At 64.4% G+C, this 13,816-nt stretch carries 9 protein-coding genes and 1 CRISPR repeat array; all 9 genes read left to right on the forward strand.

The genetic code is table 11. From position 1 onward, the window contains the following. The first annotated feature begins 268 nt into the window (after window positions 1-268). The 9 genes from ACFXNW_RS18115 (at window position 269) to cas6e (ending at window position 13,816) form a co-directional block, all read left to right on the forward strand. The gene (locus ACFXNW_RS18115) at window positions 269-802 is read left to right on the forward strand and encodes a hypothetical protein (protein ID WP_379418850.1); all 534 of its coding nucleotides are present in this window, start codon (window positions 269-271) and stop codon (window positions 800-802) included. A gap of 177 nt (window positions 803-979) precedes the next feature. Next, on the forward strand, window positions 980-1,486 hold the full coding sequence (locus tag ACFXNW_RS18120; RefSeq protein WP_379418851.1) for a hypothetical protein: 507 nt from the start codon (window positions 980-982) through the stop codon (window positions 1,484-1,486). A gap of 482 nt (window positions 1,487-1,968) precedes the next feature. Beyond that, complete coding sequence (locus tag ACFXNW_RS18125) at window positions 1,969-4,542, forward strand: DEAD/DEAH box helicase (protein ID WP_379418852.1); 2,574 nt, start codon at window positions 1,969-1,971, stop codon at window positions 4,540-4,542. Window positions 4,543-4,873: 331 nt separating this feature from the next. After that, window positions 4,874-5,450: a CRISPR direct-repeat array (repeat unit 28 nt; unit sequence GGACCATCCCCGCGTGTGCGGGGCCGAC). Window positions 5,451-5,798: 348 nt separating this feature from the next. Next, window positions 5,799-8,618, forward strand: a complete 2,820-nt coding sequence (gene cas3 / locus ACFXNW_RS18130; RefSeq protein ID WP_379418853.1) for a CRISPR-associated helicase Cas3' — start codon at window positions 5,799-5,801, stop codon at window positions 8,616-8,618. A 209-nt stretch (window positions 8,619-8,827) separates the two neighbouring features. Beyond that, window positions 8,828-10,456: a type I-E CRISPR-associated protein Cse1/CasA gene (gene casA, locus ACFXNW_RS18135; protein ID WP_379418854.1), complete on the forward strand. Its 1,629-nt coding sequence runs from the start codon at window positions 8,828-8,830 to the stop codon at window positions 10,454-10,456. A 13-nt stretch (window positions 10,457-10,469) separates the two neighbouring features. Beyond that, the gene (gene casB / locus ACFXNW_RS18140; protein ID WP_379418855.1) at window positions 10,470-11,033 is read left to right on the forward strand and encodes a type I-E CRISPR-associated protein Cse2/CasB; all 564 of its coding nucleotides are present in this window, start codon (window positions 10,470-10,472) and stop codon (window positions 11,031-11,033) included. A gap of 49 nt (window positions 11,034-11,082) precedes the next feature. Next, window positions 11,083-12,216 carry a type I-E CRISPR-associated protein Cas7/Cse4/CasC gene (gene cas7e / locus ACFXNW_RS18145; protein WP_379418856.1) on the forward strand — a complete coding sequence of 378 codons (1,134 nt, stop codon included), beginning with the start codon at window positions 11,083-11,085 and terminating at the stop codon, window positions 12,214-12,216. After that, on the forward strand, window positions 12,213-13,019 hold the full coding sequence (cas5e, locus tag ACFXNW_RS18150; RefSeq protein ID WP_379418857.1) for a type I-E CRISPR-associated protein Cas5/CasD: 807 nt from the start codon (window positions 12,213-12,215) through the stop codon (window positions 13,017-13,019). Before cas7e ends, cas5e begins: the two co-directional genes overlap by 4 nt. A gap of 11 nt (window positions 13,020-13,030) precedes the next feature. Beyond that, on the forward strand, window positions 13,031-13,816 hold the full coding sequence (gene cas6e / locus ACFXNW_RS18155) for a type I-E CRISPR-associated protein Cas6/Cse3/CasE (RefSeq protein ID WP_379418858.1): 786 nt from the start codon (window positions 13,031-13,033) through the stop codon (window positions 13,814-13,816).

Below are 13,816 nucleotides of genomic sequence, written 5' to 3' on the forward strand. Positions count from 1 at the left end.
TGAGGTCGTTCGGCCACCTTGGTGGTAGGCGGCTCTATGTGCGATTTCCAGATCGTGTTGCGCACGGGGAGGCGGCGGGTGCAGAACCGCTCGGTGAGTCATCCTGTGGACCGGTTGTCCGTGTCATCAGACGGTCAGTCCTGGCCGGTCGGTTTAGGTAAGCCGGAGAATCTGTTGCGGAGTCGGAACGGATTCGGGAGCAGGTGTCGTGAGATTAGATATGAGGCAGACAGCTGAGCAAGTTCGACCGAGTAAGGAGCCGGTGCCGGTGGCCAAGGGGCTGGACGGCGTTGAGCAGACCATGGCCAAGGTGTTGCAGTGGCGCCGTGAGGATACCTTCCAGCCCGACGACGAGATCACTCCCGCGGAGTACCCTCGCATGCGGAACCTGTCCGCGGCCTTCATGGTCAAGGGCATGATCCGCCCCCTCGACCCGGAGCCGACGGAGTTTGTCACGCTGGTAATCCCCCCGGCTGACCGGGTGGAGCTCGAAGCCGTGATCGCGCGATGGAACATGCTTTGGGAGGCCGCGCAGTTCCGTCGACGTCTGTTCGACGAGGACGACCTGCCCGCGTCGATCGCCAAGGTCGCCGAGTTCGGCGACGTCAACGTGACCTTCGTACCACGGACTCGTTCACGGTATTTCGAGTATGCCCCGCTGGTGCACCTGTTGCCCAAGCACGTCCTGGATCGGTTCGGGTTGCCGTCACTGCGCGCCGGGATGTGGCCGTTCATTACGGACAAACCTCATATCGACGAGTTCCTTCCGCCCGATTTCGAGGGCCTGCTGAGCAGGGCGTGAGCGAGCGTGGTTTGGCCACATCTGGTGTCGGGCTCAGGCCTGGGTGCGTTTTCCGGCGATGATCCGATCCGGATGCTCGCCCACAATCTCGACTTTTGGGTCCCGGCCGTTACTGCTGCCATCCAGCGCAGGTTGCGAGAGTTCCCGGAAATCGATGGTGATCCAGTAGGACCGGCTATGTTGGTCGACGGCACTGTATTGCAGGGCGTGGTCACTGGCCGACCTCGCACGGGTGGGACGGTGTGGTCCGGCGAGGACGACGCTGCCGATGTCGTTGCGGAGACGATCGAAGCTGCCGATCGGACCGGTCGGTTGCGCGGTATCCTCGACGCAGTTTGTTCGCACCGCGCTGAGGACGATTTTTCACCTCGGTGGTCCTACGCCCGTGAGGATTTCGAACGCAAGCTGCACGGTAAACGACGCAAGGTCAAGGTCAGCTTCATGGAGCTGCCTGACACTATCCCGGTCCAAGGACCCGAATCCGACGTGGTGGGCAATATCGTCACCAACGACTTCCTTGCCCTTCTCGACCCGCGTAACCGCGAGATCGTCGTACTGCTCTCCAGCGGGATGTCCCGCGCCACCGAGATCGCGCACCGACTCGGTTACGCCAATCACAGCGCGGTGTCCAAACGACTGGCTCAGATTCGGCGCACTGCGGAGGTCTACTTCGATGCCCTCTGAAACCGTCCCGACGACGCTTGTGTGTCCCGACCGCTCACCAGTACGAAGGTTGCGCCGCAGGACCACTGCCCCAAACTCGCACATCTCATCCATTGTGTCTGGGAGCCCGCCACGCGAGGAGGACCCGACGCCGTCACGACAGCCCGGTCGAGGGCTGGATGTGCTGGTTTTCATCGTGATCGTCACCGCTGTCGTCGTTCTCGTCGTGTTCGGTAACGCCGGGGCGACCGTTCTCACGGCAGCAGGGACCTCGACCGCCGTAGCGTTTCACACCTGGCGGCGCAACCCCAGCTAGCCCGCCACTGTTCGAGGGCCCTGGGCCCTATCCGCGCGATTGGGAACGTATTCGACAACCCCTGCTCAGTCGGTTGTGCCGAACAGGAGGTGCGGGATCCGTAGGATCAGGCGTGTAGCGCGGGCATAGAGGCAGTGCAACTTGACAGAGTGCGCCGACCATGGTTTGGCGGAAGGGGAAGTCAGGCATGGCGTTTCAGGGCAAGCCGAAGAGGGTGGTTTCGCAATTCCCCTCGCCGGAGGAGTTGTATCTGAGTGGCACGCTGCCGAGAACGACGGAAGCAGTGGACTCGTTGTGGCTCCACCAGGGCGACGTTATCCGAGCCTACGCCGAGAATCACCAGAACACGGCTGACCTGGCACTCGAACTGCCGACCGGCACCGGCAAGACACTGCCAGGGCTGCTGATCGCCGAGTGGGTGCGCCGTAAGGCGCAGGGGCCAGTCATCTACGTCACGCCGACCAAGCAACTTGCCCGGCAGGTCGCCGCGACTGCGCAACGTGAGGGTGTTCCCGGCGCGCTGCTGATCGGCCCGGCTCGGAACTGGGACACCCTCGACGAGTCCGCCGTCGAGGGTGGCGAAATGATTGGCATCACAACCTATAGTGCCGTCTTTAATAGCAGCCCGAAGCTTCCCGAGCCGCGGTTGCTGATCTTCGACGATGCGCACGCAGGCGAGCAGTTCGTCGGCAACGAGTACGGTGTCAAAGTTCGGCGTTATGAAAGCCCTGCGGTCTATACGGCGATCCTTGAGCCGCTGAAGCCGTTCTTGTCGGGGTTGCAGATCCAACGACTTGAGGGTGAGCCGGACCCCGGTGCTCACCATCAGGTGCGTCTGATCTTGCCAGCGGTCGATTCGACGGCCTTGGCGAAGCTTGACGCGGCGTTGGCTCATCTTCCGGAGCCGCATAAGTATGAGTTCGCCATGATCCGCTCGGGCCTGGCGGCGTGCTGCGTGTACTTGGCCTACGGTGGTGTTCAGGTGCGCCCGATGATTCCGCCGACGTTCGAGAACCGCGTCTTCAGTCATGCCCAGCAGCGGATCTACCTGTCGGCCACGCTTGGTTCGGGCGGTGAGTTGGAGCGGGCTTTCGGTCGTCGCGAGATCGTCCGAATGCCGCTGCCTACCAAGACGCCGCCCCGCTCTGGTCGGCGCATGTTCGTCTTCCCGGATCTGGTCAAGGGTGGGGACCCCGACGGGTTGACGAAGCGGATCATTGGTCTTACCAACAAGGCTCTGGTACTGAGTCAGCAGACGGTGGCCAAGACTGAGGCCGCTGCTGCGGCGCTCGCAGGCGAGGGCATCAGGGTCTTTGGCCGCGAGATCCTTGAGCAGCAGGGCCTCGATGTGTTTGCTACTGCACCCGCCGGTGTGCTGGGTCTGGCTAACCGTTACGACGGCTTAGATCTGCCGGGTAGTGCTTGCCGGATCGTGGTCCTGGGCGGCAATCCGGACGCGGTCGGCCTGCAGGAACGCTTCCTGGGCGAGCGGGCCGATGCCAATGCCGCCCTAGCGGAGCGCCTGCGGACGCGCATCGTGCAGGGCGTGGGCCGGTGCACCCGCGGCCCGAACGATTACGCCGTCGTGGTGGTGCTCGGCTCGGACATTACGAAGTACTTTAGTCGGCCCGACAATCTCCGGGCACTCGAACCGGACCTCCAGGCTGAGGTGGAGTTCGGCTGGCAGAACAGCAAGGGCACCGACCCGGACGAGGTCATCTCGAACGTCGAGACGTTTCTCGCGCATGGCACGGAGTGGCGTGAGCAGGGCGAGCCGATGGTGGCCGAGTTTCGGCAGGAGGCCGTAAAGGTAGTGTCCCCGGCGGCGGATGCCCTAGGTAGGGCGGCTGCGCTGGAAGTTGAAGCGTGGCAGCTGGCCTTCACCGGGGATTGGATCGGCGGCAGTGAGAAACTGCAGGCAGCAGTTCCGCACGTTGGCCCGGCAGCGACGCGCGGCTACCGGGGTCTGCTCCTCTATATCGCCGGCGTGTGGCTCTACCTCGGCGCACAGGATGAGACTCAGCGCGCACGGGCCCGGCAGCTGGTGCGAGACGCGGCCCTGGCGGCCAATCGTGGCACATGGCTAAAGGAGATGCAGGATCTACCAGGCGCTGAGGAAGTGCCGTTGGTGCCTATGGACGTCGTGGCGGTCAACGCGATCGTCGCGCGCCTGCGTAGACAGCTCCGTCCCAATCAGATGAACACCGAGCTCATCGGAATGTCTGAAGCGCTCGCCCAGGACACAGCCACAGTCTATGAACGTGGTCTGACGACCCTCGGTTCGTTCCTCGGAGCTGAGGCATCCAAGCCGAAGGGGCAGGGACGCTGCGACTCCGCGTGGGTGTGGGGCACCGCTCTATGGATGACGATTGAGGCCAAGTCGGAGGAGCACGACGACGGACTGCTTCCGCTCAAAGATGTTCGCCAGGCCAACACGCAGCTCGACCAGTTAGCGGCGGATCAGGGAATGGACCATCCGCCAGCGGACAGCCCGGCGATCATCGTGTCGGACCGGCTGACTGTCGATCCGCGGCACGCACCGGCTGCGAATCCGAACCTCTATCTGACTTCGACCGACGTCATTGGACAGATCGCTAGTGACGTGGTGGCGGTGTGGGGCGATCTGCTGTCGACGGCCGTGGGGATTTCGTCGGAGCCTGCCCAGCGGCAACACGTTCGTTCCGTCATGACAGAGAACGGATGCCTGCCGAGTCAGGTGATCGACCGCCTCACCCAGAACAGGATCCGCCCCGGTGACTAGCAAGAACGCAGTTTGCGTCGAGTCGCCCCTCTCTGGTGTGCACGCCTTTCCGTATGCTGGGTCGGCATTTCGCAGGGTCGGATCGTCGTCTCGATGCGCGCTGCCGCGACCGTGGGATCCTGGTGCTTCCACACACGGGGGCCGCGGCGCCACCTGTCGGGATCATCCCCGCGTGTGTGGGGTCCTCAGCCCCCGCTCGACGCGTTCGGAGCCGTCCTCGCGTGCGCTGGGCCGACAAGACCGTGCGCCACGGCCGGCGAACCGTACGGACAATCCATCCCTGCGTGCGGGGACCGACGTCGTAGACCTTGCTCGCATCCTGCGACAGCTCAGACTATCCCCGCGTGTGCGGGGCCGACATGACCTTGGTGCGGGCGGCGTCGGACAGATGCGGGCCATCCCCACGAGTGCGGGGCCGACTAACTCAATCGGAGGGCCTACGTGTCCACTCCCGGACCATCCCCGCGTGTGCGGTGCCAACCACAGCAGGAACCGGGCGTCGAACTCGTAGTCTGGACCATCCCCGCATGTGCGGGGGCCGACTTCACCGAGCTGTACAACACACTCCCGTTCCGGGGACCATCCCCGCGTGTCGGGGCCGACCCCTCGGCGATGACCGCGGTCTGTCGGCTGCCCGGACCATCCCCGCGTGTGCGGGGCCGACTGACGTGTCGAATATCCGTGCGCACCAAACATAGGACCATCCCCGCGTGTGCGGGGCCGACCGCGCGCAGACGGCCGACGATGCCCTCGTACGCGGACCATCCCCGCGTGTGCGGGGCCGACCCGACCGGGGTATCTGGCGCACCCGCACCGGGAGGACCATCCCCGCGTGTGCGGGGCCGACCGCGACCGCGCGCCGGGCGCGGCCCCGTCGTAGGGACCATCCCCGCGTGTGCGGGGCCGACACTTCCTGAGCTCTTCTTACGTGGGGTGTGTGGCTGTTTTTCATTCACTTCGCCCGGTGCGGGATGTATCTGATTCGCGGCTGAGGCTACTCTCGCCTCTTCCATGGCCCTCGAACGAGCGGTGTCGCGTAGCGGCTTGACGGGGAAGGAATTCCTTCCCGAAGGATGTTGGGTGCGAGGTGAGGCGGTGATCAGCGCGTGACCCACCAGGCCGGATTCGCAACAGGCGGTGGTCCCGTGGCGGGGAGCCCCTAGGGACTAAGGTTCGTCGGCAGCTGGGCAGCTCCGGTGTCTCGGCGGGCGGCTTCAGGGCTGTTCGTGTCGGTGGGTCTCTTTATGGTGGGCGCCATGACCACGGATGGGGACGCGAGATCGATTAAGTGGGTGGGGTTGTCGGGGCGGGAGCGGGAGTGGTTGGGGGCGTTGTGGGGGAAGTCTGCTAGTCGTGCGGGTGGCACGGCGAATTTGTTGTTGTCGCACATGCTGGATACCGCGGCTGTCGCTGAGTTGATCTGGGACAGGTACTTGGCGGATTCAGTGCGTCATCAGGTGGCGGTGGTTGCGGGGAGCAGTGATGCGGGGCGGCGATTGTTCGTATGGCTGTGTGGTGTTCATGACTTGGGCAAGGCGACGCCTGTGTTTCAGTCCGTTGATCGCGACGGCGCTACAGCGGTTCGTGGAGTTGGGCTGAGCTGGGACGAGCACTCGGTCAAAGGGCGGCGGTGGCGGCATGAGAAGGCGGGCGCGAAGATCCTGAAGGACCTGGCTCGCGAGGCCGGGTGGGGTGCAGAGCATCGAGACTGGGTGTGGCCGTTGGTGGCTGGGCATCATGGCCAGTTTCCTTCACTCGGCGATTTAGGGCCCGGCAGGCGACATGAGTCCGCTCTGCGGGGTGGTGGTGATTGGCCGGATGCGCAGCGCGCGCTTCTCGTGGCGTTTACCCGGGTGCTGGGCTGTGGGGAGCTTCGGGATGTGGAGCCGCGGGTTGTGCCGTCGAGGGCGCTGCAGTTGCAGTTAAGTGGGTTCATTGTGATGGCCGATTGGATCGCGAGTGGGGAGCACTTCCCGGGCATCGTTTGTTTGGACGAGGTCAGTGTCGAGGGGGCGCGTTCGAGGGCGGTGAAGGCATGGGAGGAGCTCGGTCTGGCACGTGGATGGGGCCGGATTCCTGAGCCTTCAGCCGATGATTTCGAGGCGCGGTTCCATGTGCCGCCGCGACCGTCGCAGTACGTGGCGATCGAGTGTGCGGCGCGGATGGCGCGTCCTGGGCTGATGATCGTCGAGGCGCCGATGGGGGAGGGAAAGACGCGGACGGCGTTGCTGTGTGCGGAGGTGATGGCGGCGCGGTTCGGGTTTGATGGCGTGTTCGTGGGGATGCCAACGCAGGCGACCAGTGATCCGATGTTCACGCAGGTGCGTGCGTGGGTCAAGGCCGTGGATGCCGGTGCTGTCGGCGGGGTGGCGTTGCTGCATGGCAAGCGCCGCTTCAACTCTGAATGGCAGCGACTCGTCGAATCCGCTGAGGATGCCGATTCGGGGTTCGCGAGTGTGGGTGAGGATGAGTTCGGGCTCGATGACCCGTACGGCAGTTCGGGGTTCGACGCGTGTACCTGCGAGCGACCGGTTCGTACCGTGCCGGCGGAGTGGTTTCTCGGGGCCAAGCGAGGGTTGTTGGCGCCGTTCGTGGTCGGCACGATCGATCAGTTGTTGCTGGCGGCGACGCGGACCAAGCATGTGATGTTGCGGATGGCCGGGCTGGCGGGGAAGGTCGTCATCCTCGACGAGGTGCACGCGGCCGATGTGTACATGTCGGAGTTTCTCGTGGAAGGGTTGCGCTGGCTAGGCCAGGCCGGGGTGCCGGTCATCTTGCTGTCGGCGACCTTGCCCCCGGGGCAACGCGAGCAGCTTCTCAGCGCATACCTCGCCGGAGCCCGCAGCATCGAGGAGCTCGAGCCGGTTGCCTTCGATGAGGAGCCGGGATACCCGAGAGTGACCACGGCGTGGGCCGACACCGTCGGCAGCCCTGTGGTCGAGCAAGTTTCTGCACCGGCCTGGCGGGCGGAGTCCCTGCGAGTAAACGTCCAGGTCGTTCGGGAAGGGGCCTCGATCGCAGAGCTGCTGACCGATCGACTGTCCGATGGCGGCTGCGTGCTGATCATCCGCAACACCGTCGATCGTGCACAGGAAACTTTCACAGAGTTGCAGCAGGTGTTCGGCTCAGCCGTGGAGTTGCTGCACGCGCGGATGCATGTGCGTCAACGTGCCCAGGTGACCGATGTCTGCCTCGATCGCCTGGGACCGAAAAAGGATGGGGTCCAACGTCCCTTGACGATCGTGGTCGCCACCCAGATCGCGGAGCAGTCGTTCGACGTGGATGCCGACCTGCTGATCACCGATCTGGCGCCGATGGACTTGTTGCTGCAGCGGATCGGGCGTATGCACCGCCACGACGGAGTCCTCCGCCCGCCCGCCCTGCGCGAGCCGACCGTGGTGATCACCGGCTTCGTCCCCGGTGGGGACGGCCCGCCGAGTATTAACGGTGACAGCGAAGCAATCTACGGGCGCTACCCACTGCTGCGCAGTGCTGCAGCCGTCCTTCAAGCCGACGGAGATCATTGGAAGGTCCCTGCCCAGGTTCCCGAGCTGGTGGTCGCCGCATACGACCCGCAGGTAGCGGTTCCCGAAGCGTGGGTGGACGAGGTCGCTGCCGCATTGCGGACGTGGACGGCTGATCAACGGAAACGGGCCGATACGGCAGCCCAGTTCGTGCTGACCCGGCTCGGCGAGCACGAGTACCCCACGTTGGAAGGGCTGCATCGCGGGGAGTACGTGAAGGACGATGACGTTCGCGTGCGTGACGGTGAGGAATCGATCGATGTGATCCTCGTGCGCGAGGACGACCGCGGTTATCGCTCCGAGAACGGACGTCGGCTGGGTCCGAATGGTGAGGTTCCCGCAGAGGTGCTCGACGACGTCCTCGGTGGCACCCTCCGACTACCCATGCGGCTTGCTCGGCCGGGGATGGAATCGCTGAGGCCGTTGGACGGCTGGCGGGATCATCCGTGGCTGCGCTACTGCCCGGCACTCATTCTCGATAACGACAGCCGAGGCGCGGTGGGGACGGCCCGGATTCGCTACGACGCACGACTCGGCCTGGTCGTCGAGTGATGTAGAGGGGCACGAGAGGTGCCCCACTACATCACACCCCGCAGCATGCGGGGCCGAAGGAGGTCCCAGACATTGCTCTGGACCATGCCCGCCGAAACAAACCGGTGGGTTTCACCTCAGTTTCGCATACAGCCAATCGAGTGGCCCCGTACGCTGATCGAAGGTCGCTAGACATTCTAGACAATGCTCTTTAAAGAATGGATGCCAGTGTGGATGACGGTGATTTGATTCGGGCGGTTCCGTTGTTGCCCTGCAGGTTCGACAGCGGTTCGGTCGAGGCTTTCCCGGTGTGGCAGGCGTTGGCGGACAGTCATCGGATCGTCGGTGTAGATGTCGAGGTGCCGACGATGCTGCCGGCCATTCTGCGCCAGCTCCTGCTGCCGATCACGATGCACGCGCTCGGGTCGCCACCCTCCCGGAGGGAGTGGGGCCAGCGCTTCGAACGGGGCCGGTTCACTACTGCCGAGATCGAGGCACTCGCTACATATCTGGCCGAGCACGCCGATCGGTTCGATGTCCTGCACCCGGTGCACCCATTCGGGCAAGTAGCCGACCTGCGGACAAAGAAGGGCGAAACCAAGGGTTCGGCGTTGCTGGTGGCCACGGCGCCTTCGGGAAACAACGTCCCGTTGTTCGCCACCCGCACCGAGGCCGACGTCTTACGCTTGCCGCTGGATGCAGCGGTCCGGTGGATGCTGCATGCGCAATGCTGGGATACCGCGGCCATAAAGACCGGCGTCGTCGGTGACCTGAATGCCGAGAAAACGGGCAAGACATCGGGGAACCCAACGGGCCCGTTGGGGCAGCTGGGTGTGGTGATGCCGGTCGGGCGAACCCTGTATGAGACTTTACTGTTGAACTCGCCGATCGGTGTGCAGAAGCGTCTGGGTCCCCCACACTGGGCGAAGGATCCTCTCGGCCCGCAGTGGGAGGTCCGCGCACCGGAGGGTCTGCTGGATCTGTGGACGTGGCAGGCGCGACGGATTCGCCTTCTCCCTGAGCGCACGGACGATGGCGTCGTTGTCGAGCGGGTGGTCTTGTCTGCCGGCGACCGGTTCAATGTCGGTGTGCCGGTGTGGGAAACCCATACGGCATGGCGGAAGGACAAGCCCGATAGACGGACTGGTGCCACGCCGCTGCGCCCTCTGCGACATACAGCCGGCAGGGCAGCATGGCGCGGCCTGGACGCCCTATTGGCGCTGGAGAAAGAGAACGGCGCGGCGCAAACGAGCGAGCTGATCGATCAGATCGCAGGTTTGGACGACGAGGGCGTCATCGACGCCGGCTATCCGCTGCGGGTCGAGACCTTCGGCATTGTGTATGGGAATCAATCCGCGGTGATCGAGGAACTGATCCACGACGTTATGCCTCTGCCTGTGGCGTCACTGCGAGGAGCCGGACCGGCCTATGAGCTGGTCGTGGATGCCGCGACGCAGGCCGAGCAGCTGGTCAATGCGATCAACCTTCTCTCTGCCGATCTGCGTCGTGCCGTGGGCGCCGATCCGATCCCGTGGAACAAGGGCATGCGGCCAGGCGAACAGCTACTCGCCGCGCTCGACCCGTTGGTTCGGCGTCTCCTGGCAGGCGTGTCGGTCGATGCCGATGATGAGGACAAACTTGCGCGTGGCCGTGAAGCGTGGGAGTTGATGGCCTTCGATGCCGTCCATCGCTGCGCTGCACCACTTTTCGCGCTTCCCGTCGCCGCATTTGGCGGCCGCAGCGAGAAGTCGGGAAGCAAAGAACGTCACTACAAGCTCGGCCTGGCGGCGAACATGTTCCATTCCGCGGTGAACAACACCCTCCGCCGAGCCGCTGCGCTGCGCAAACGGTCGAACTAAGAGGAGTAGACATATGGCTCAACGGTATTGGAACAGGTTTTCCCGCGAGGGCGCCGCAGGTCAGGTGCTGCCGCCGGGCGAAGATCTCGCGGCGTTTCGGTCCGGCGTCGGCCGTGAAGCATTGACGGTTCCCAAGATGTGGCCGTTCTACACCATCACCCCCGACGAAAGCGCACACCTGGAACGTTTCGGGGCCGCTAGCGCCGGCCAGCAGGCCGAACACGCTGCGCTGGCGTTGTTCGGGGTCCATCAGCAGTCCCAGAAAACCCTGATGCACATGCCTGGTATCGGGCTCGGCTCCGCACTGCGGGTATTGCGTGGTCATGAAAAGTACAGCGCCGATGCAGTAGATCGCCGAGTGTCGGCGATGGTGAGCGCCACGTCGGTATCGATGCTGACCTACCGGTTGCGCGGGCTGGTCACCCAGCTCCGCGATATCAAACAACCACTGGACTACGACCGGCTCCTGCGAGACCTCGAACACTGGCCCTGGCCCGACCGACGACAACGCGTCCGCACCGCCTGGGCGCAGGGCTATCAACGGTGGGAAAAACCCGCCGAGACCACCACCGATTGACCAAGACACCCCAGCCGCACAACGATTTACACCAAAGGACAGACCGCACATGACTCAGCACGTACGTATCGACCTGCACATACTCCAGACCGTCCCGCCGGCCAACCTCAACCGCGACGACCACGGCAACCCCAAGGAAGCCGTATACGGCGGCGTCCGCCGCTCCCGCGTGTCTTCGCAAGCCTGGAAGCGGGCAGCGCGAATGCGATTCGAAGAACATGTCCCCAAGGAAGACCTCGGGACCCGCACCCGCAAGGTCGCCGCCGAACTGGCCAAACGCCTGGAGAACCGCACCGCTCTCGACCATGAGAAGGCCGCGCGCCTCGGCACTGCGGTCCTGGCCCCGGTCGGCATCACGGCAGGGAAGAAGGCCGGCAACACCGCCTACCTGCTGTTCGTCGGCAACCGTCAACTCGACGCAGTGGTCGACCTCGTCGCCGACCGAGCAGAAGAACTCGACGCCCTCGACGACAAGGCGCTCGAGAAGGCGATGCAGGAGCTGCCAGTCGCCGACCAGTTCACTCAAAACCACCCCATGGACGTCGCACTGTTCGGGCGCATGGTCGCCGATATCCCCGCACTCAACGTCGACGCCGCAGCGCAGGTCGCACACGCCCTCTCCACACATGCAGTCGAAGCCGAATTCGATTACTACACCGCCGTCGACGACGCGAACGAAAACGACGCAGACCCCGCCGCCGGCATGATCGGCTCGATCGGCTTCAACTCCGCCACCCTCTACCGCTACGCCAGCATCGGACTCCACCAACTGCACCACAACCTCGGCGAAACCGACGCGGTGCTCGAGGCGATCGACATCTTCGTCGACAGCTTCGCCCGCTCGATGCCCACCGGCTACGGCAACTCCTTCGCCCACCGCACCCTGCCGTCCCTGGTCGCGGTCGTGGTGCGAGAGGACCAGCCGGTCAACCTGGTCTCAGCGTTCGAAAAACCGATCTCCGCGCCCCACGGCGGAATCGCTGAACGCTCCGCCCGCGCGCTGGCCGCTGAGCAGCGACGCAGCATCGACATGTGGGGCGACAAACCTGCTCATATTGCTTTCGCCCACGCTTTCGACTCCGAAACCCAAAAGGATCTCGAAACCGCCTTCGGGGCCGCAGTCACCTTCACCGAACTCCGCCAAGGCCTGCGCGAGCAGCTGCGGGGATACCTGACCCGATGACCACACCCAAAGACACCGCGGTTCTGTTGCTCCGCTTGGCCGGACCACTCCAGTCCTGGGGCGAGAACAGCAAGTTCAACCGCCGCGAAACACGCCTCGAACCAACCAAATCCGGAGTAGTTGGTCTCCTCGCCGCCGCGCTCGGCTTCGAGCGCGGCGCCGACCTGAGCGCATTGACCAACCTCTCTATGGGTGTACGCACCGACCAGGCCGGTACCTTGCTGCGTGACTTCCATACCATCTCCGACTACTACGGCAGGCCGCTGAAACAGAGCGGGGTCAACGCAAAAGGACTCCAGAAGCTCACTGCACCAGCGAAATACACCCACGTCACCCAGCGCTATTATCTGCAGGACGCCGTGTTTCTGGTTGGGCTGGCCGGGCAAACCGACACCGTCGCTGAGCTCGCCGCCGCCGTCAAACGACCGGCCTTCCCACTGGCCCTCGGACGGCGCAGCTGCCCACCCACCCATCCGATCCTGGTCGATACCCCAGCCACCGAACTGATAGCGGCACTGTCCACGCACCCGTGGCAGGCCAGCGAGGCAGGCCGTGCCGACTACCTACGCGGCGCAACACCCGCATTCGTGCATCTGCCGGTCACCATCGACGACCCCGCCGGTGGCGAAACCCGCCCGGACGTGCCCGTGTCCTTCGGCCTGCACGACCGGCAGTACCGGCAGCGCCGAGTCCGCCACACCACCGTGCAGATCCCGACCGGCTTTCCCGAATCCGACGCCGATAGGGCCGATAGCGGAGCGCCACCGGCCGGTCACGACCCGTTCTCCCTCCTGAACTGGTGAAAGACACTTCCATGACCTATCTCTCACGCATCCGCATCAACCCACTGCGCGCACAAAGCAGGAAACTGCTCGCAAACCCCCGCGCCATGCGCAGCGCCGTTCTGCACGGCGTCCCCGGAGACGCCACCAAAGAACGCATCCTGTGGCGGCTCGACACCGACAACCCACATCGGCCATGGCTATATGCGCTGACCCCCACCAAACCCGACTGGTCCCACCTGGTCGAGAACGCGGGCTGGCCAAGCGCCGAGGGCGAACATGTCAACATCGCCGACTACCGTCCCCTGCTGGAAAGACTCGACACCGGACACCATTACGCCTTCCGTGTCACCGCCAGCCCGGTCCAAAACACTAAAACCCCACAGAAACGCACAGCAGCCCAAATCGCTCGAGCCGAAACCGAAGTGGAAAGGCCCGACTCCGAGAGCCGCCGCCCCCGATCGTTGCGACTCGGCCACCGCACAGCCGCTGCTCAACTAGCCTGGTTCCTGGACCGGACACCCAAATGGGGCTTCCGCATCCCCGCCTCCGAGATCGAACCCCAAATACCCGGAATCGAACTCGACGATCCCGCTCCCGAAGTCCTAATCCTTGGGCGCCAACGCCTGAGTTTCGGACACCCAGACCGAGACAACAGCACGCGCAAATCCCGGGTCACCATCCACACCGCCACCTTCGAAGGCCACCTGGAGATCACCGACCCCGAACGATTCACCGCCACCCTCCTCGCAGGGATAGGGCCGTCCAAGGCATACGGATGCGGACTGCTCACTCTCGCACGCATTCCAGCGACCTGA

The organism is Nocardia sp. NPDC059180 (assembly GCF_042754945.1).
Lineage (GTDB): Bacteria > Actinomycetota > Actinomycetes > Mycobacteriales > Mycobacteriaceae > Nocardia.